This is a genomic window from Candidatus Phyllobacterium onerii (assembly GCF_028331445.1).
Classification (GTDB): domain Bacteria; phylum Pseudomonadota; class Alphaproteobacteria; order Rhizobiales; family Rhizobiaceae; genus Phyllobacterium; species Phyllobacterium onerii.
Map to the genome: position 1 here is coordinate 1 of NZ_JAQMHX010000010.1, position 18,148 is coordinate 18,148.

Consider the following 18,148-nt stretch of genomic DNA (forward strand, 5'->3'; position numbering starts at 1 on the left):
GACTTCTCCAAAGATGAACTTGTCACGCGTGCTCAAAGCCCGACGAAGAGTGATTGTTCCCAAGAAAATTGGCACCGACGTCCAACCGTCCGGTGCATGACAAATGACGCTGAGTGCGTGTCGCTCGGGAACATTGCGGCTTCGCTAGAGTTTTCAGCTAAACAAATTCGGGAGTTGATGTTTATGTCGCAAGCCTCGGTCGGGGGTGGAAATGCCAAGCGCGACCCCGTCGTCGAGCCGAGCAAACCAAGACTGCTGAGTGTCCTTGGCCTTGGCCTGACAACAGGTGCTGCCGACGACGATCCGAGCGGGATTGCCACTTCTTCGCAAACGGGGTCTCAGTTTGACTATGCCAGGGTGTGGACCATATTCGCCGGTGGAACAAAATGAAGCATGTCGCTGTTGAGTCTGGATGATACGCACAACACGACCGTACCCAGAGCCGTGAACAACCCAGATCGATTTGAGCCGCGTTATAACTATGATGTCGGTCAAGGGTCGGTTCGGTCTGCTGCCGCCTCGACTCGCCTGATCGACAAACGGGGGAAAAATGATGAGCGCACGATTATTCGACAAGCTATTGTTTGGCGTCTTGGCAGGTGTCGCTGCGACCATGGCAATGACGGCTACGATGAGACGCTTACATACAGCGCTGCCTGATGACGAGCGCTACCCGCTTCCACCTCGCGAAATCGTCGATCATTCTGTTCCAGCGGTTGATGAGAAAAGCGCTCGGTCAAGAACACTACTGGCGCATTTCGGTTTCGGTGGTCTCGCCGGTGCCCTGTTTGCCATAATGCCCTTCCGAGGGGGTGGCGTATCCTATGGTATCGGTGTCTGGACACTGAGCTACCTTGGCTGGATCCCCGCAGCCCGCATTTTGACCCCCTCGCACCGTCATCCGCTCAGAAGGAACCTGCTGATGATGGCAGCTCACGTCATCTGGGGCCTGACGCTTGCAAAATCACTGAAGGAAATGGAAGACACGGCGGACGAGGCGTTCGCGTCACCTATCGGTCGGCTCATTCGGCAGAAGGAGCAAACAGAGAGGAGCGGTCTGTGATCGTTCAGCTTTCACTATTTCGAAGCGATCAGCCGGGGCTCGGCATATTATGATATCTGACCGCACATCAGGAAAGAAGATTCTCGTGACGGGATCGAACGGCCTGATCGGCACAGCCGTTTGCGCGTGCTTGGTCGCCAGAGGCTATGTTGTCGTGCGGACATCAAGAAGCAAGTCAGATCGGGTAGGTGAGAACGAGACGATCGTCATTGATATGGCGAAGGCGCTATCGCCTGAAGATTGGAGGCTTGCTCTTTCAGATGTCGACGCCGTTGTGAATTGCGCAGGTGCTCTGCAGGACAGCGCCCGCGAACACATGACAGAGGTTCATGCTACGGGCGCAGCAGCGTTATTTCGGGCCTGCGAGCTGGCCGGTGTGCGCCGCGTCATCCAGTTTTCTGCCATCGGGGTCGATCGAGAGCTACCCTCCGCCTTTTCCGCCAGCAAACGGGCTGGCGAAGAATCCCTGATGAAGCTGGACCTGGATTGGATCGTACTGAGACCCTCCGTCGTTCTGGGCCGGTCAGTTTTCGGAGCGAGTGCACTGTTTCGCGGGCTGGCAGCGCTGCCTGTCCTGCCATCCATGCCGAATACGGGGCGGCTTCAAGTCGTCCAACTTGATGACGTGGTGGAAACAGTGATCTTTTTCATTGAAGCCGACAGCCCATCAAGGATCGCTCTCGACCTTGCCGGCCCGGACGCCTTCTCCATGGAGGAGGTGATCGCGCAATACCGAAGATGGCTTGGATGGAAGGACACGGTGGTATTGGCCATCCCAAGCTGGGCGGCGCGTCTGCTCTATCGCCTTGGTGACGCAGCGAGCGCGCTAGGATGGCGTCCGCCCATGCGCACGAACGCCTCCCTGGAGATAAGTCGTGGCGCGACAGGAGACGCGGGACCTTGGAAGGCAGCAACTGGAATCGAGGCACAAGGTCTTTCAGTCGCGCTAGCCGTCAACCCCGCCACAGTGCAGGACAAATGGTTTGCGAATCTCTATTTCATCAAGCCCGCGATCTTCATCGTGCTGCCGTTCTTCTGGATCATGACGGGAATTATATCATTAACAACCGGTTGGCAAAGCGGCCTACAACTCTTGGTTGGTACGGCCGTGAGCGCGCTAGCGGCGCCGTTGGTCATCGCCGGGGCGTTGGCCGATGCGATCATTGGCATTCTCATCGCGATTCGCAAAACTGCGCGGCTGGGCCTGTGGGGAGCGATTTGCATATGCGTTTTTTATATATTGACCGGTACGGTCCTGCGCCCCGATCTGTGGAACGAACCGCTCGGTCCACTAATGAAAATCCTGCCGATCTTGCTTCTGCACCTCGCAGCATTGGCTATCCTGGAGGAGCGCTAATGCTCTACTTCGCTCTCAAATATTTGCATATCGTCGGTGCATCGGTTCTGCTGGGAACAGGCGCTGGCATCGCTTTCTTCATGCTGCTTGCGCATTGGACCGGAACTGCCGCTACTGTGGCGGCAGTAGCACGCATTGTCGTCATCGCCGATTTCCTGTTCACTGCCACTGCCGTTGTGGCTCAGCCAATCACCGGCGTCGCGCTCGCCTGGCAGGTCGGCTATACGCTTTGGGAAGGTTGGATCGTGGTCTCAATCCTCCTTTACATCGTAACCGGGCTCTTTTGGCTTCCAGTCGTCTGGATGCAAATGGAGATGCGCGATCTAGCAGCGGCTGCGGCTAAGGCTGGCCAGCCCCTTCCGCTGCGCTATCACCGGCTTTTCCGGCTTTGGTTCTTTTTTGGCTTCCCTGCCTTTGTCGCGGTTGCAGCGATTTTCTGGCTGATGATCACCCGACCAGTCATCGAATGGTAGGGACCGACTCTAGGGCTCTTCCCGGTCGTCTTTGCTGGGATTGATTTCAACATCTTGGACTTGCATCGCTGTTTTTGGCGAGCGAGCACAGGACTCCTCGATCCTTCAAGTTTAAGCGCGGCGGGCGATTTCATTTTTCGACACGGATCGAAATGGCTTTGCCGGTCGTTATAGCCAAACAGGAGGCAGCGATGAACGTCAGCGGCGAAGCCACGACATCCCTTTGGATGAAGGATACGGAATTTCCCTCGGCGCGGAAGCTCGATCGGGACGAGCGATGTGAAGTTGCTGTGGTGGGGGCAGGGATTGCCGGTGTATCAATAGCCTATGAGCTTGCGCTGGCCGGCAGAAGCGTTGTTCTCATCGATCGCGGACCATTGCTGGGCGGCATGACGTCCCGCACCACTGCCCATCTCGCACCGATCTGCGACGACGGGCTGAGCGAACTCGTCAAGATACGCGGCGAGGAGTTGGCGCGAGGTTTTCAGGAGAGCCAGCAAGCTGCCGTCGACCGTATCGAGCGGCATGTCAAGGAGCTTGGTATCGACTGCGATTTCAGAAGATTAGATGGCTTTCTGTTTCCGGCGGCGTGGATGGACGCGGACGAAGCTGGAAAGGTTTGCGAGGAAGAATATAAGGCTGCCGGGAAAGTCGGCGCCACCGTGGAGCACGGCAAGGGCGTCCCGTTGAAAGGGCATGAGTCCGCACAGGTTTTGCGCTATCCCAACCAAGCCACGTTTCACCCGCTCAAATATCTGCGTACCCTCTTGGCCGATTTCGAAAAACGCGGCGGCAAGATGTTTGCTGACAGCGCCGTCACCGAGATTGAGGAGGGCCAAGAGGTCCGTCTCCACGTCGAGGGCGGGGCGACCATCATCGCTGACAATGTGATCTTCGCCACCAACTCCCCCATCAATACTGTCGCGGCGATTCACAGCAAGATGGCGCCCTATCGTACCTACGCGATGGCTATGGAACTGCCCAAGGGCTCACTTCCCGATGCGCTCTATTGGGACATGGACGATCCTTATCACTATGTCCGCCTCCATCCCGGAACAGGCAACCTCGACTACCTTATAGCGGGTGGATGCGATCACAAATCAGGAGAAGCCGACGACGGCGAAGCGCGTTTCGATGCGCTCGAGGCGTGGATCAGAGCGCTGGTTCCGGACTTGGGCGCTGAAACGACCCGATGGTCGGGCCAAGTTCTCGATACGATCGACTATTGCGGATTCATCGGCCGCAGTCCGGGCAGCAACAACGTTTTCATTTCCACCGGCGATTCCGGTCAAGGCATGACGCACGGGGCTTTGGCGGGCTTGTTGATCCGCGACTTGATCGTTGACGGTTCGAGCCCGTGGGAAGATGTTTATGCTCCCGATCGGACGCCACCGTCGGCTTTGGCTAACTATATCAATGAAAACCTTACAGCGGTAAGGAATTTCGCCGAGCGTCTGTTACCCGGCGAAATCGGGTCGGCCGACGATCTCAATCCCGGCGAAGGGGGTATCCTGCGGCATCTTCTGAGCAAGCTCGCGGTTTGCCGTGATCAAAGCGGCCAAGTCCATACGCATTCCGCCTCTTGCACGCATCTCGGCTGTCTTGTTCACTGGAATTCGACCGAGCAATGCTGGGATTGTCCCTGCCATGGTTCGCAGTTCGCTCCCGATGGAACTGTGCTCAACGGACCGGCGATCCTATCTTTGTCTGGGTGCGACGCAGCTGCTGACCGTGATCCGACCGATGATACTAAAAGCGCAACCTGAAAAGTATGCGAACCATGGGCATCTATATCCGCTTCAGAGGCTCTTTCGAGCTGGACTGGTTGCTCGAAGCTTTCTACTTGACAATCGTTTAGGAAGCCGCCGCCATCAGATTCGCGCTCGACCACCAAGCGCAGCGATAAGTCAGCTCAGTTTGATCAGAGGGGTGCATCCCTTGGGTGCACACCGCAGGCATGCAGCCAAGACGAACGAAACACTAAACTCCAGCATGTGAACGGATAAGCGACTAGTCGCGATGGACATGACATCGGCGCGGATGGGTATGGGATCACGGCTCTGACAGCGTTCGGCGATAGCCTCTCACTGGATATGTCACCGCGCGGCGAAGTCGAATCGATGGCGGACACAAAAGAATTGTAAGGAACGTTCCCGCCTCTCTTGCGTTGGGAGCCTGTATCACCGAGAGGAGCATGATTATGGCCGAGAAAACACTGGCGACATTGTTTCACGAAACGCTCAAAGACGTTTATTATGCGGAGCGAAAAATTTTGAAGGCACTGCCGAAGATGGAAAGGGCCGCGTCCCATCCAGACCTTAAAGCGGCCTTTGAAAAGCATCGCATGGAAAGCGAAGTACATGTTGAACGCCTGCAACAGGTCTTCGAGATTTTCGGGAAACGAGCACAGGGCAAAACCTGCGATGCCATCGAGGGAATCATCGCTGAAGGCGAAGAAATAATGGAGGACTTTAAGGGTCAGGCAGCGCTCGACGCTGGCCTGGCATCCGCGGCCCAAGCGGTCGAACATTACGAGATAGCCCGCTACGGCACCTTGGCGCGTTGGGCCGGCGAACTAGGCTTGAAGGACGCGCAAAAGCTTCTTGTTACCACCTTGCAGGAAGAGACGAAGACCGACGAGGCCTTGACTGCTTTGGCTGAAGGCTCCCTCAACCCAGCCGCAATGGCGGCGTGATTGAAAGAGAGCGCCGCAAATGGCGCTCTCTTTGTTTTCGGAAAACAACGCGCGAAAAGCATCATGGCCGAGGGATTGAGATTTGGATCGATTGGAAAAGGTGCGGTTCACACCTGTGTCGACATGCAGGGATTGTTCCGGGGAGACAGCCCGTGGGCGATGCCGTGGTTCGAAAGGGTTCTGCCTAATATTCACTTGCTGGTCGAGCGCGACCCCCATGCAACGATCTTCACGCGTTTCGTCCCGGCCAGAAACCTCGACGAAGTTGGCGGAACGTGGCTTCGGTATTATCACAGATGGGAAGGGCTTACGCTCGAGCACGTCGACCCGTCCAAGGTCGACATCGTGCCAGAGCTCAAGCGCTATGCACCACCGGCCGCGATCGTGGATAAGTCCGTCTACTCTCCCTGGTTTGCCAGCACGCTTTCGACGCTTCTTAAAACTCGCGGCATTGACACGGTTCTCGTATCAGGTGGCGAAACTGACGTGTGCGTGCTGTCGACCGTCCTCGGGGCAGTTGACTTTGGCTTCAGGGTGATTGTCGTTCATGACGCAGTGTGCAGTTCGTCCGATGCGGCTCATGATGCGATGCAGCTCTTCTACGGTCAACGGTTATCCCAGCAAGTCGAGACTGCTTCGACGGAAGAAGTGTTGGATAGCTGGGTGGTAAGGCGATAGGCAAGCAGCATTTCCCATGACGGCAGGCCGCGAAGTACCGAATAGCAAGGGCACACGAGGTCTAGCGCGCTTGGCGAGGGATCGCTGAAGACTTCACGTCGTCAATTGTGTTTTGCAGCAACGATTTCGCGGGACGCTTGCCCTGTAAGCGCGGAGGCGATGTCCTGTGCCATCCGCAGATGTTTCATCACTGCGGGCAAGGTTGCCGCCGAATATTGTTGCAGTTGCGCATCCTCGCCGGACCCGATCTCCCATGCCAGCAATTGCGCGGTTTTTTGATGAGCGATGATCTGCGAACGGATGTATGCAACGTCAAATGCTTGTCCCTCGGCCGCGTCCAGCTTCTGTCGCATTGCCTTGTGGTCAGCGTCCAACTTGTCCGGCAATGGTATCTTGGCCGCATCCGCCAACGCCTTCAGTCTGCTGTTGGCATCGGAATGATCATCAACCATAGCCTGTGCAAATTCCTTGACCCTGGAATCGGTTGCCTTGGTTGCGGCAAGCTTTGCAAGATCGACTTCGGCCAGTCCACCCACCGCTGCGAGCTGTGCAAAAAGCCGATCCTGATTGTTGGTTTGATGTGCGGCGGGTACGCCCGGTTCCTCCATCCGTGTGTCCGGTGCAAACCCCGCGGGATTGCCCATCTGGGCAAGTGCCGGTGTGCTGACGAGCGTCACTAAAACTGTGGTCAGAAAATCACGCATGTTGTGTCTCCTCATATCAAATCAGAGTGTCAGCATGTAGGCCACGAGCGAATCCCTCTCGTCCTGGCTGAGCTTCACACCGAGCACCAGATTGAAGAACTCCACTGTGTCGGCCAAGGTGAGCAGGCGCCCGTCGTGCAGATAGGGCGGCGAATCCTTGATACCACGCAGGGTAAACGTCTTGATCGGACCGTCCGCAATGGCGACCTGATCATTGGCGGTGTAACCGATATTGTAAAAACGTTCGAGCTTGAGATCATGCATGTTGTTGTCAAGGAATGAGGTTTGCGGCAGGTGGCATTCGCCGCAGCGGCCTTTGCCCATGAAGACACGCTCGCCCGCCAATTCCTGCTCGCTCGCTTTCGCCGGGTCGAGTTTGCCCATCAGGTCGAGCTTCGGTGCCGGCGAAAAATCGATGATGTTCTGCATTTGCGCCATCATGGCAACTTGGTTGGGTCTGTCGGGCAAGTTCACACCTTTGCGGGTGGCGCTGACATGGTCGCCATTAAAATAAGCCGTGCGCTGTTCGAATTCGGTGAAATCCTCGATTGAACGCAGCGAGCGTTTTGATCCATGGATTTGTTGGTTGAACATGCCGCGCAGACTGGTGCTGTCGAGGCGAAAACGTGCGGCTTGCGGCCGGACATCGGGTGTGAGGTGAAAGGCTCCGTTCGTGTGAAAATTGGCGTGACAGTCGAGGCAGGCAACCCCCATGCTCTGCTGCGCGACCTTGCGATCTTCTGTCTGGTTGAATTCCTCTTGGGGAAATGGCGTCAGGAGAAGCCTGAGCCCCTCCATCTGGACCGGCGTAATGATGCCGTTCATATATTCGTAGAAATTTTTGATCGTCAGAAGTTCTCCGCGCGACACGTCACCCAGTTCGGGATGCGTCGTCAAGAAAATCGGAGGGGGAAATTCCGGCGTCAAATGATCGGGAAGATCAAAATCGACGTCAAAGCGTTTGAGGTCGCGGTTCTCCTGTTTGCCGATCTCGTCTATTGCCTTTTGCGGGAAAACCTGTCCCCCCGTGGCTTGCTTCACGTGCGGAAGGGGCCTGAAGCCCTCGGGAAGAAGGTTTTTGTCGCGGATCTCGGTTGGGCTCATACTTGCCAGGGTATCCCAGGTGACCCCGTCAGGCAGCCTGACCCTTACACCGTCCTGCACTTTTTTCTGGCCCCCGGACATGCTGGCGTCGGGAATAGGTTTATCCGCGAGGTCGTATCGTTTGTTGAGAAGGTCTTGCTGGCGTTTCATGACTTTGGGTTTCTGCGCCTCGTCATTGGCCCTGACGCTCGAAAGGGGCTGCGTCGGTAGCGGACGGTAGGTCAGATCCGGGGGCAGGGGATCCGAATATGCAGCAAGGCTTGCCGCGCTCGCACTCATAATACAGGCAAGAGCCATCAGTTTTAAGGGTGACATGGCCAATCTCCAGAACGCTCATGAATAACGCACGAACTTGCAAGGACAGAATTGGTTCCCCTGTTGCGGCATTTGCCGCTGGAGACGGGATCGTCTTCTGTAGCTGAGATTGCTTCGTGCGCCGCTGTATGTTCCACGGAACAAAGTGAGGCGTGGCTGGTTGGCGTTGCAACCCAGAAGGGAGGAAAGGATGGCACCACAAATTCTTTTGACGGACGATGTCGTCATCGACCGTGGGCGGTACGGAGTTTCGAGTTGATCTACATCAACTGGCTGACAACTTCGTCTCAAACGCAATCCCTCGCAAGGAAGTCTAATGTCGAGGCTGGGCTGATGAAAATGGGGATGAAGCAAGTTTCGGCGGTCAATCGTAGGGTGACACTTGCACTTTTGTGTCGGTGCCCAAGAGCTAGAGCAGGTCAAGAATGAATACCGCAACCAATGTCTTGGACTGTGCTATCGTCGGAGCCGGTGTGGCGGGGCTCACCGCCGCCCTTTATCTTGGTCGCTTTCGCCGCAACGTAACGGTGATTGATGGTGGTCCCAGCCGAGCCTCCTGGATACCGGAAATACACAATTACCCCGGGATAATGGGTTCGTCCGGGCAACATTTTCTCAGTCAGTTAAGGCAGCAAGCGCTTCGCTATGGTGCCAATATACAGCCGGGCTGGGTGACGAAGATTGATCGAACCGCCAATGGCGTCTTCGTTGTGGAAACAAAGGAGAATTCGATTTGTGCCTTCAACGTCATAGTAGCGACCGGCATTGAGGACGACCTTGCCGACATCGCCAATGCGGAAGATGCGGTGAAGGCGGCACGGCTCTGCCTCTGTCCTGTGTGTGACGGCTATGAGGCTATCGACAGGGAGATTGCCTGCCTCATTAGTCCCGACAATATCGACCACGCCCTTTTCCTGCGTACATACACCTCCCGTTTGACCGCCGTGATCGCCCGAAGAGCCGACAAAAATCTGACGGGGCGACAAAAGCGCGTTTTGGAGGATGCTTCGATAGAGGTGATAGCAGGTGATTTTGCCATTTGCGTCGATGCCGACCATGCAGACATTAAGACGGGAAGCGGAAAATCCCTTAGCTTTGACCGTCTCTATTGTTTGATGGGGTCGTTACCTGGAAATGGGTTTCTCCGGCAGGTTGGTCCCGAGATGGATCGTTCAGGCAAAATCATCACTGATCTCCACCAGCAGACGTCCGTCGCAGGATTGTATGCTGCGGGCGACGTCACCGCGGGCTTGTGCCAGATTGCCGTGGCTACGGGAGAAGGCGCTACTGCCGCCGCTCATATTCATTCGCGGTTGCCGAGCGACCCAAGATAGGATCGACAGACCGCGCCAGAGTCACCGCAGATGAGAAATACGAAGTCGATTATCTGATAAAGTCCCTCATGCTCGAACGCGACGATGCCGAGCAGTTGATAGAGAAGTATAATGGCGACCGGGAAAAAATCGAGGCAGAAGTAAAGAAGCGTAAACCTCGTCCTAAAAACTTGCCCATCTAGATGGCGTTTCGCCATACTGCGGGGACGACGTTGGTCGAGGATGCGGATAAATTGATGTGGCAATCCCAGCCACTGTCCTCACATCGGACGGCGTTGAATGCAACATTGCGGGCCCTCTAGAAGCCTTGTTCTTGATGCTCAACCATTGGCCCGTCAACGGTGCGCGGGAGTACGAAGATGCCATGGCAATTTGTTATTCGTCACTCGAGCTGCCTCCAATGCTCGAACATTCGCGCGTCGCATTACGTGCCGCTGCTCAGGAGGCAATGATACTGCTAAACCAGGTGTCGTCTTACCGCGAGCCGAGTGGCGGTCCGGCCAAGTTCATTTTAACTGGATTTTGACAAGCCCCGTCTCAGCACCCGAAACTCACGCTAAATCAAGACGACAGGGGAATATCCTCCGCGGCGGCAAGTTAGGATTGCCGTTTCATGGAAGGTTTCGGTGTTCACAAATTTCGTTTCGTCAACGCTCAGGATGAATCCACCTTCGTGAAATTCCACTGGAAGCCGAAACTCGGCCTCCAGTCAGTCGCGTGGGATGAAGTGGTCAAGATCAATGCGCTGACCCGGATTTCCATCGCCGCGACCTTTGGGAATCTATCAAATCAGGCGCATTTCCCGAATGGGAGTTGCAAGTGCAATTGTTCGACCAAGAATTCGCCGACAGTTTCGACTTCGACATTCTGGACGCAAACAAGATCATCCCCGAAGAAGTCCTGCCGCCGATCCCTGTTGGTCGGCTTGTTCCTGACCGCATGCCCGACAACTTCTTCGCCGAGACGGAACAGGTCGCGTTCATGACCCAAAACGTGCCACCGGGTACTTTCAAACGATCCACTGCTTCAGGGGCGTAACTTCTCATATCTCGACACGCAGCTGAAACGCCTCGGAGGACCCAATTTCACCCATATCCCCATCAAGGCAGGACCAAGCTGGTAACAACACTTCAAAAGGCCTTGCTCGCAGAGGGACGGCTCTAGGTAAAGGAGTTCACCAAGGCTGTGGCAGATGCGATGACTTCCGACAGCCCAGACAAGAATGTCGCAACCGTTGCCAAATAAAATTATAATGGGAAAATCCTCATGGACTACCTGCGCAACATATTCCAGCCGCGCGAGCACTGCCCTCTCCATGCCGCTTTCATGGAACGAACTCAGCCCTTGATCGGCCCCGACAGCGTGTCGAAATCGCACTGAAACTCAACTCCTGGCGCAACAGGATGCGACATCCTATGCACAAATGCAGCCGCACTTTACGTTGCTGGCGTTTCCTCCATGGTGCTTAGCACCGTTGTCGCCTCTAGGGAACGACTGTGCTGCAGAATAGTTACTGACGACAACAGGGCGGTTGGATTAAATGAACACAAGCATGCGCCAAGCTAAAGACAAGAACCAAGCCTCTGAACAAGAGCCCAAAGCGTTTCCAGTGTTGGGGGGGATACTCCTCGGCCTCGGGCTTGGAGGTTTTTTCGACGGGATTGTTTTGCACCAGATATTGCAGTGGCACCACATAGCAACGAGTGCGGGATATCCCGCCAACAGCGTTGAAAATCTGGAATTCAATACGATGCTCGACGGCGTTTTCCACGCCGGAACGTATGTGTTCACGGTCTCAGGATTGATCGTTTTGTGGAATACTGCTCGCAAACGGCATTTTCAGTGGTCGGCAGCTGAACTTTTGGCAACCATGCTGATTGGCTTTGGTTTGTTCAATTTGATTGAGGGTTTCGTTGACCATCATCTGCTCGGCCTTCACCATGTCAACGAAACCGTACGGCATGAGTTTTGGGTTTATTGGGATTTTGGCTTCCTTGTTTGGGGAGCAGTTCATGCTGCTTACGGGATTGGCACTTTTACGAAGAGGCCGATCTCCTCAATTACAGCAGCCCCCTGAAGCCTAGCGGGATGGGCACGGCGTTTTTCATTCAAGCCTTGATGCAACTTAGTTGCACTAGCCTACGGTAGGAGGTCGCAGATCCCTGCGGGGGCGAATGTTCGGCTGACATAGCCTTGCTTCGCCAAACATGGGCCGACCGCGTTATCGTTGTGAGCGCCGAGCTCTTCCGCTCCCAAACAATTACGATCATGCCGATAATTGCGCATATCGCTGGATGCGCAAGAGGAAGTAACAGGAGCCACAAAACCTCGGTCATAGGCTTTCCAAGAGAGTACCCGTATTTGCTGCACAAAATGCGCATGCATTGCAAAGGTTCCATATCCGTTCCCTGGCAAGCATCCTAGAACACCGTCTTCGATTATCGCAACTGCCCGCAACGACGCGTCGCACACCCTCGTCTAACGAATGTTCTTGGCTCCTCCGGGCCGCGTATTGAAAACTTTGGTAATACCGTTGGAGCTGCCAACAATCAGCTCTCAATGGGTACGAGGATGTCAACGACAAGCCCATCATCGGACCATTCTCGCTCCACCTTGCCAAGAAGCTGCTTTTCTATCATCGCACCGACCATGGCCGTACCAAAACCGGGCTGACGATCGGACGCGGGGGTACGGCCCCCGGTTTCTTCCCAACGAAGTTTGAAGCCGCCTTGTCCCGGTACTTCCTGCCAATGGATGTGCAACCGGCCCGACGGGGCACTCAGTGACCGGTGTACGGCCGCGTTGATGAGCAATTCATGCACGACAAGTGCCAAAGGTTGGACGATCATGCCGGAACGAGAATCTCCGGTCCTTCCATCGAGACTCGGGCAGGGGCTGAGTTCCTCAGATTGACAAGAAACATCCCGGTATTCTCATTGGTTTGGGCATCCTGCTGCGTTTTCCGTTCTACGGGCGCAAGCGCAGCCATGCTTCGCCGCAGTATGTTTTATTTGCCCGGTGCGGATCAAAAAGCTTCTGTCGACGTTGCGGACCATTAATTCAAGTTCAAGTCCGCTTGGGAGGTCCGATGTATTCCAGTCTCACCCTTCTTTGGTCCGTTTCCGTTTTGTGCCTCGCGCTGCCTTCCTCTGGAGGGGCGCAAACCAAGGGGACAGTCGGAGAATTTTCCGATGTCGTTGTCCAAGGCTCGATCCTTGAACCGGAAAAGCTTCAAATCAATGACGACGCCAAGCTGACTGCCCTAATCAAGCGGACCGAAGGATTCAAGGTCGACGTTTTCGCCCGCGACCTGATCAACCCCCGGATGCTTGCCGTTTCGGACAAGGGTGTTGTTTATGCCACCAGGCGTAGCGTCGGCGATGTGATTATGCTCAAGGATGACAATGGCGATGGCAAGGCTGATGACGTCCAGATGGTGGCCAGCCGCCCCGGCATGCACGGCATTGCTTTTGACGGCAAGACGGTTTTCCTCGTCGCGGTGAACGATGTCTTCACGGCTGAGGTGAACGACGACGGGACATTTGGTCCTCTCAAGCGCATTATCAACGACCTGCCCGACGCGGGGCAGCACGCCAACCGAACCATCGCCATCGGACCTGACGGAATGCTCTATATCACCGTCGGCAGCACCTGCAACGAATGCCAGGAGAGCAATCCGGAAAACGCAACGATCCTCCGCGCCAAGAAGGACGGCAGCAGCCGGACGATTTTTGCCAGCGGCCTGCGCAACACCATCGGCTTCGATTGGGAGCCGACGACCGGCGCCCTCTACGGCCTCGATCACGGGATCGATTGGCTCGGCGACGAGGTTCAGGTCGAAGAGGTCAACCGCATCGAGCAAGGAAAGCGGTATGGCTGGCCGTACGTCTTCGGCATGAGTGATATCAATCCCCATATCAACACGCCGGAAGGGATGTCGCTCCACCAGTGGGCAAAGCTGTCGACGGAACCCGTGCTTGGCTACACCGCTCACAGCGCGCCCATGCAGATGGCGTTCTACGACGGCAACGCCTTTCCGGCCGACTACAGGGGCGACGCGTTCGTCGCTATGCGGGGTTCATGGAATCGCCGTCCGCCGAGCGGGTATGAAGTGGTGCGGATCAATTTTGAAAACGGCAAACCCGTCGGCTTCGAGAAGTTTCTGGAAGGATTTCTTCTCAAGCAGGAAAACGGCAAATACGGCTTCCTCGGCCGCTTGACAGGTGTTGCTGTCGGCAAGGATGGATCGATTTACGTCGCGGACGATTCCAACGGCGTCGTCTACAGGGTTTCGTACGACGGCACGGCTTCTGCCCCAGCCGGGCCGGGGGCCGTTCCAAACGTGATCGCCGATATGCCGGTGTCAAAACTTGCCGTCGATCTGGTCGATGCAAAAATGACGGAGCCGATGAAGGTCATGTCGAGTTTCGAAAGCGATCAGGCCGTGCCACTTCCACATGCGGCGGACGGCGACAATGCCTCGCCGAGGCTCAGCTGGAGCGGTGCACCGCAGGGGACACAGTCATTCGTTATCATTGCGGACGATCCTGATGCGGCAGAACCAAAGCCCTTCGTCCATTGGCTCGCATATGACGTGCCGGGCACCACCACCGAGCTGCGCGAAGGCCTACCGACCGAGCCCGTGCTCTCGGATCCGAAGGGCATGAAGCAGGGCGCGAACTCGTCCGGTTCGCATGGATATACCGGACCCAAGCCACCTTTGGGCGATCCGGCCCACCATTACCATTTCCAGATATTCGCTCTCGACGTTCCCACCCTTGGTCTTGAACCCGGTGCCAAACGGGACGCCGTTTTGCAGGCGATGAACGGCCACGTTTTGGCGGAAGGCAAGATTGTGGGAACCTATGAAAGGAAGACCGCAAGCAAATAAGCGGGCAGGGAGGGGAGACACTACCAAGATTCGTCGGGAATGTGCGCGGGAGTCCTTCACCGCACCGCACCTACGGCAGCCTGCTTTCTTCGTGATAGCTGTAAGTCGCATCCCCCCGTTCCGCAGTAACCTTTCTTGGTCTTCTCGATAACATCCGGTTCGCCCGCCATGGCAAAGAAGATCGGAAGCCAGCCGTGGTGCTGGACGATTTCACGCGGTATGCAGCCATTGTCGATCTTGCCTGGCCAGCTTCGCAATTCGTTTCCGGTGCCATTCCTTTTTGCGGATGCCGCGGCCCTGTCGAGCCAGTCTGCTCAGGTTCGCATTGACGCCGCCGAGCGCTGTGCCGGCACAGGCCTTTGCCGGGGGCGTTTGCGGAACTACCCTCCGCATCTCAGGGTGTGCGATTGGCGGCAGGGACCTTGATCCGGATGCGCCCTGCTTGGGAGAAGGAACGTTTGGGTAAATCAAATGTTGTGCAACCACAACCACAGGAGGAAGCCATGAAACACGGACTGACTGTCATTGCAACCACGTTAATTGCATGTGGTGTCGCAGGAGCGCAAGAGGTCACGAAGCCCGCGGAATTTGCCAAGATGGCGGCGGTCTCGAATATGTTCGAAATCAAATCCAGCGAACTCGCCTTGACACGATCCAGCGATGAGGCCACGAAAAAGTTCGCAGAACATATGATCGCTGACCATACCAAGACCGGCCAGGAAATGATGCCGGCTGCCAAAGCGGACAAAGTCAAGGTCCCGGAGAAACTCGATCAAAACATCAAGCCAGATTGGATGCGCTGAAGGCCGCGGACAAATCAGCTTTTGACGCAATGTACAGGGCAGAACAGCTGAAGGCGCATGAAACGGCTGTTGCCTTGTTCTCCGATTACGCGAAAAACGGCGAAAAAGGCGAGCTAAAGACCTTTGCTGCCAAAACGCTTCCGACGCTGGAGCAACATCTGGCCGAGGTACAGAAAATGAAGGTCGCGCTGTAGGAGGACATCGAGCCGTGACTTATTGAGAAGTAGATTTTTGGAACAACGGCGTGACGTGTGCCCCGCCTTGGTCGTCGAGCCCATAAGGGGCAGTCGCATACCGACTTTGCGCGCCTCTGCTTGGTCATATAGTGGAACGACATTGGCCGATAAAGCGGCAAAACTATTGTGGCAAATCCCGGTAACGTCAGATGGTTTCTGTAGTGACCGTGCCTGTTACCAACTGCGTGCTGGCAGTCCGGAGATGCTGGTAAATGGTTTGAGCGAGAGGAGGAACTATGACTCAGGTTCAGGACATTGAAAAATCGGATATCCCACCGGAAAACGAAGATTGGGTGCTAATTGAGGTGACCGATGGAAAGTTTGTCGCGTCCGGTTCTTTGACTGCTATCGATGGTCCGGCGTTCTTCAAGCCGGCCCCGTTCGAGACCCTCGACGAGGCGGTTACGGCATCGCTGCTTTGGGCCGAACAGAACGACGTTCCGTTCGTTTATGTGAGGGCCTAGCTAGCACGCATACAGCACCACGGTGAAGTCGATGGTGGTGAACTGAAGATGCCGGGTTCTGCTATGGTGGCTATCGATCACGATGGAGAAGGCCTTTTTATATCGAACCGGTCAAAGAGGCACTTACCCTGTAATCGGGGCGGCCCGCCGGCCCGTCATAGGGCAGCCGCGTGACATCCCAGTGGCTGACGAAGCGTGCGTAGGCGTCCCAGACCGGTGGGCCGCCGCCGATGAAGACGACACGGCCAGCAAAGCGCCGGAGCGTGTCCTCGGGATCCATGCTGGAGCGAACGACGACAAGTTCCCGATCCGCCCGGGCAAAATCCGGAACGCTCGCGATCGTCTTGGGGCCGGCGAGCAGGACGTGTCCTCTCGTGATGTCGAAAAACCGTGCAACGTCAGCGACGAACTCCGGCGACCGGTCGCCTTCCCATGGAACGACGGCTCTGAGGCCGAGCTGTTCCGCTTGGCCGATGGCACAGACAACCCTAACCACAGCCGTCTTCATGAAAACTCCATCCACAACTGGTCTGATGGATCTGTTGCAACGTTCTGGTTACCCGCGACGTGGAGCGGCTTGCCCTTCAGCTCTCCGCGTCGACGCGCTTGATCGCTTCGCCAAGCTTACGGAAGTTCGATCTCGCCGTCCACCACGTGGGTCAGGCCCGTGCCTTCCGCCGCCAGCGTCATGCGGACCTTCAGCTTCTTGCCGCTGATCTGCCTTTCGCGCACCGTCTCCTCGATCTTGCGCTGTGAGGTGACGCCGACTTCCTTCAGGAACTTGCGGATCGAAATGTTGAAGGCATCTTCGCTCATCGCGGAACTTCTCTGTGTCGCGAGAGCATTGTAAGTGAAGGCGAGCAGTGAGGGAAGCATGACGATGTGGCACGTGAGGTCGTATTTATTCAAGAAATTGCGGGCTAGGCGCGGTCGGAAATTTGCGAGCCGAATCGGCTGAAAGCCAAAAGCAAGGTTGAAGTTTTCATAAAGGACAGAACGACTGAATCAGCCAACGGTCATGAGAGGCCCGCCAACTTTGCTTCACATCTAGTCCGAACCTCACGGTTTTTTTCCAAAAAGCCCCGTTGCGGATCCGAGTAGAACTTGTTGCAGTCATCGACCTGCCTTGGGCTTGGCGGTCCAACCGCTCGATCCAGGTTTCACGCCCTGTAGTCAAACCCTCGGAGATTGCTGTAATTCAACGCGATGAAGCTTCGGGGTTGATGCCGAGTATCAAACGCAGATGTCTGATCACTGCAGCGGCCTCCAGCATGACTGATCTCGTTTCATCGAGATAGATGAAATCGATCCGGTCTGCATAGTTCGTTAGCCTGCCAAAAATGTCCTTATCGATTTCGTAGGCAGCGGATCCATAAAGAGCTAGAAGGCTCTGATAGGCCTCGATTTGTTTTGCTGCTTCACGAAGCAGCGACTGTTGCTCTTGCCGTGAGGTTGCTCCTAGCGTCCGCGCACTGGTCGTTAACCGATGCACAATTCCTGGTTCGTGCGAAAGGTCATTCACGGGGTGCTCACATTGAACAATGGAGATCCGTCGATTGAAGTGCGAACAAATCCGTAGCGGCTACGATACTCTCACTCATACCCGGATCGCGCATCATCGCACCTTGCCTTGTCACAGTTCGGGAAACCATTCGTTTATTTAGATATGCCGCGGATCGCTGCTTATTTTGCTGTCGCCACTCACGCATCCTTGCAGCCAACTTGGCACTAGGCTCAGCCCGTCTGCTTTTGCCTCAATTGATGAGCGGTGAGCGGCACGCATTTCCGCATTTCCTCGGCACGCTTGGATTTGCGCACGGCTTCAGTGACCTCATGCCGTTTCATCCTCCCTACTCAGGCAGCTGCTCTATGGAGTATCTGCTAAAAGCGTAACACCGATAGCCCATAGCGCGGCAATCACGAGAAAAAATTTTCAGCAACCGCGGTTCACATAGCAAAAACACCAAATGCGCTGCGACTGGTATTCAACTTCAGCCAGAGCAGATTTGTTCCACTACTTTTCGGCTCACG

General features: G+C 55.8%; 18 protein-coding genes and 3 pseudogenes. 14 read left to right on the top strand and 7 right to left on the bottom strand.

Going from position 1 to position 18,148, the window contains the following annotated elements; genetic code table 11:
* Positions 1-183: 183 nt before the first annotated feature.
* From PHA01_RS21005 to PHA01_RS21035, 7 genes and pseudogenes are all read left to right on the top strand, one after another.
* Positions 184-369 (top strand): annotated as a pseudogene (locus PHA01_RS21005) (divalent metal cation transporter); the annotation flags it as partial.
* Positions 370-553: 184 nt separating this feature from the next.
* A complete protein-coding gene (locus tag PHA01_RS21010) occupies positions 554-1,063 on the top strand; it encodes a hypothetical protein (RefSeq protein ID WP_271898306.1) in 510 nt (169 codons plus the stop codon).
* A gap of 49 nt (positions 1,064-1,112) precedes the next feature.
* A complete protein-coding gene (locus PHA01_RS21015) occupies positions 1,113-2,420 on the top strand; it encodes an SDR family oxidoreductase (RefSeq protein WP_271898307.1) in 1,308 nt (435 codons plus the stop codon).
* Positions 2,420-2,893: a DUF2269 family protein gene (locus PHA01_RS21020; RefSeq protein WP_271898308.1), complete on the top strand. Its 474-nt coding sequence runs from the start codon at positions 2,420-2,422 to the stop codon at positions 2,891-2,893. The genes PHA01_RS21015 and PHA01_RS21020 overlap by 1 nt, the downstream gene beginning before the upstream one ends.
* 191 nt (positions 2,894-3,084) lie before the next feature.
* Complete coding sequence (locus tag PHA01_RS21025; RefSeq protein WP_271898309.1) at positions 3,085-4,659, top strand: FAD-dependent oxidoreductase; 1,575 nt, start codon at positions 3,085-3,087, stop codon at positions 4,657-4,659.
* 434 nt (positions 4,660-5,093) lie between these two features.
* Positions 5,094-5,588: a YciE/YciF ferroxidase family protein gene (locus PHA01_RS21030; protein ID WP_271898310.1), complete on the top strand. Its 495-nt coding sequence runs from the start codon at positions 5,094-5,096 to the stop codon at positions 5,586-5,588.
* A gap of 63 nt (positions 5,589-5,651) precedes the next feature.
* Complete coding sequence (locus PHA01_RS21035; RefSeq protein ID WP_271898311.1) at positions 5,652-6,266, top strand: cysteine hydrolase family protein; 615 nt, start codon at positions 5,652-5,654, stop codon at positions 6,264-6,266.
* A gap of 101 nt (positions 6,267-6,367) precedes the next feature.
* Here the strand turns inward: PHA01_RS21035 and PHA01_RS21040 are convergent, their stop codons facing one another.
* Both PHA01_RS21040 and PHA01_RS21045 read right to left on the bottom strand, forming a co-directional pair.
* Positions 6,368-6,970: a DUF4142 domain-containing protein gene (locus PHA01_RS21040; protein WP_271898312.1), complete on the bottom strand. Its 603-nt coding sequence runs from the start codon at positions 6,968-6,970 to the stop codon at positions 6,368-6,370.
* A gap of 21 nt (positions 6,971-6,991) precedes the next feature.
* Positions 6,992-8,371 carry a cytochrome B6 gene (locus PHA01_RS21045; protein WP_417021003.1) on the bottom strand — a complete coding sequence of 460 codons (1,380 nt, stop codon included), beginning with the start codon at positions 8,369-8,371 and terminating at the stop codon, positions 6,992-6,994.
* A 443-nt stretch (positions 8,372-8,814) separates the two neighbouring features.
* On the opposite strand from PHA01_RS21045, the gene PHA01_RS21050 reads away from it, so the two are divergent.
* From PHA01_RS21050 to PHA01_RS21060, 4 genes and pseudogenes are all read left to right on the top strand, one after another.
* Positions 8,815-9,723 carry an NAD(P)/FAD-dependent oxidoreductase gene (locus PHA01_RS21050; protein WP_271898314.1) on the top strand — a complete coding sequence of 303 codons (909 nt, stop codon included), beginning with the start codon at positions 8,815-8,817 and terminating at the stop codon, positions 9,721-9,723.
* A 238-nt stretch (positions 9,724-9,961) separates the two neighbouring features.
* Positions 9,962-10,249 carry a DUF982 domain-containing protein gene (locus PHA01_RS29440; RefSeq protein WP_417021000.1) on the top strand — a complete coding sequence of 96 codons (288 nt, stop codon included), beginning with the start codon at positions 9,962-9,964 and terminating at the stop codon, positions 10,247-10,249.
* Positions 10,250-10,330: 81 nt separating this feature from the next.
* Positions 10,331-10,831 (top strand): annotated as a pseudogene (locus PHA01_RS21055) (catalase); the annotation flags it as partial.
* A gap of 432 nt (positions 10,832-11,263) precedes the next feature.
* Positions 11,264-11,800 (top strand): DUF2243 domain-containing protein, encoded by a 537-nt coding sequence (locus PHA01_RS21060; RefSeq protein WP_271898315.1) that lies wholly within the window; start codon positions 11,264-11,266, stop codon positions 11,798-11,800.
* A 472-nt stretch (positions 11,801-12,272) separates the two neighbouring features.
* Here PHA01_RS21060 and PHA01_RS21065 read toward each other — a convergent pair whose 3' ends face one another.
* Positions 12,273-12,572 (bottom strand): hypothetical protein, encoded by a 300-nt coding sequence (locus tag PHA01_RS21065; protein ID WP_271898317.1) that lies wholly within the window; start codon positions 12,570-12,572, stop codon positions 12,273-12,275.
* A 239-nt stretch (positions 12,573-12,811) separates the two neighbouring features.
* On the opposite strand from PHA01_RS21065, the gene PHA01_RS21070 reads away from it, so the two are divergent.
* Positions 12,812-14,614, top strand: coding sequence for a YbhB/YbcL family Raf kinase inhibitor-like protein (locus PHA01_RS21070; protein ID WP_271898318.1), 1,803 nt, complete (start codon positions 12,812-12,814; stop codon positions 14,612-14,614).
* A gap of 56 nt (positions 14,615-14,670) precedes the next feature.
* Here PHA01_RS21070 and PHA01_RS21075 read toward each other — a convergent pair whose 3' ends face one another.
* Entirely contained in the window at positions 14,671-14,871 is a 201-nt protein-coding gene (locus PHA01_RS21075; RefSeq protein ID WP_271898319.1) for a hypothetical protein, read from the bottom strand.
* A gap of 357 nt (positions 14,872-15,228) precedes the next feature.
* Here PHA01_RS21075 and PHA01_RS21080 point away from each other — a divergent pair.
* A pseudogene (locus PHA01_RS21080) lies at positions 15,229-15,611 on the top strand (DUF4142 domain-containing protein).
* A 278-nt stretch (positions 15,612-15,889) separates the two neighbouring features.
* Positions 15,890-16,117: a hypothetical protein gene (locus PHA01_RS21085; protein WP_271898320.1), complete on the top strand. Its 228-nt coding sequence runs from the start codon at positions 15,890-15,892 to the stop codon at positions 16,115-16,117.
* A gap of 97 nt (positions 16,118-16,214) precedes the next feature.
* Here PHA01_RS21085 and PHA01_RS21090 read toward each other — a convergent pair whose 3' ends face one another.
* The 3 genes from PHA01_RS21090 to PHA01_RS21100 all read right to left on the bottom strand — a co-directional run bounded on the left by PHA01_RS21090 (position 16,215) and on the right by PHA01_RS21100 (position 17,639).
* The gene (locus PHA01_RS21090; protein ID WP_271898321.1) at positions 16,215-16,625 is read right to left on the bottom strand and encodes a diacylglycerol kinase; all 411 of its coding nucleotides are present in this window, start codon (positions 16,623-16,625) and stop codon (positions 16,215-16,217) included.
* Between the two features lie 116 nt (positions 16,626-16,741).
* Positions 16,742-16,933: a DUF6494 family protein gene (locus PHA01_RS21095; RefSeq protein WP_271898322.1), complete on the bottom strand. Its 192-nt coding sequence runs from the start codon at positions 16,931-16,933 to the stop codon at positions 16,742-16,744.
* Between the two features lie 382 nt (positions 16,934-17,315).
* A complete protein-coding gene (locus tag PHA01_RS21100; protein ID WP_271898323.1) occupies positions 17,316-17,639 on the bottom strand; it encodes a hypothetical protein in 324 nt (107 codons plus the stop codon).
* Positions 17,640-18,148: the final 509 nt, after the last annotated feature.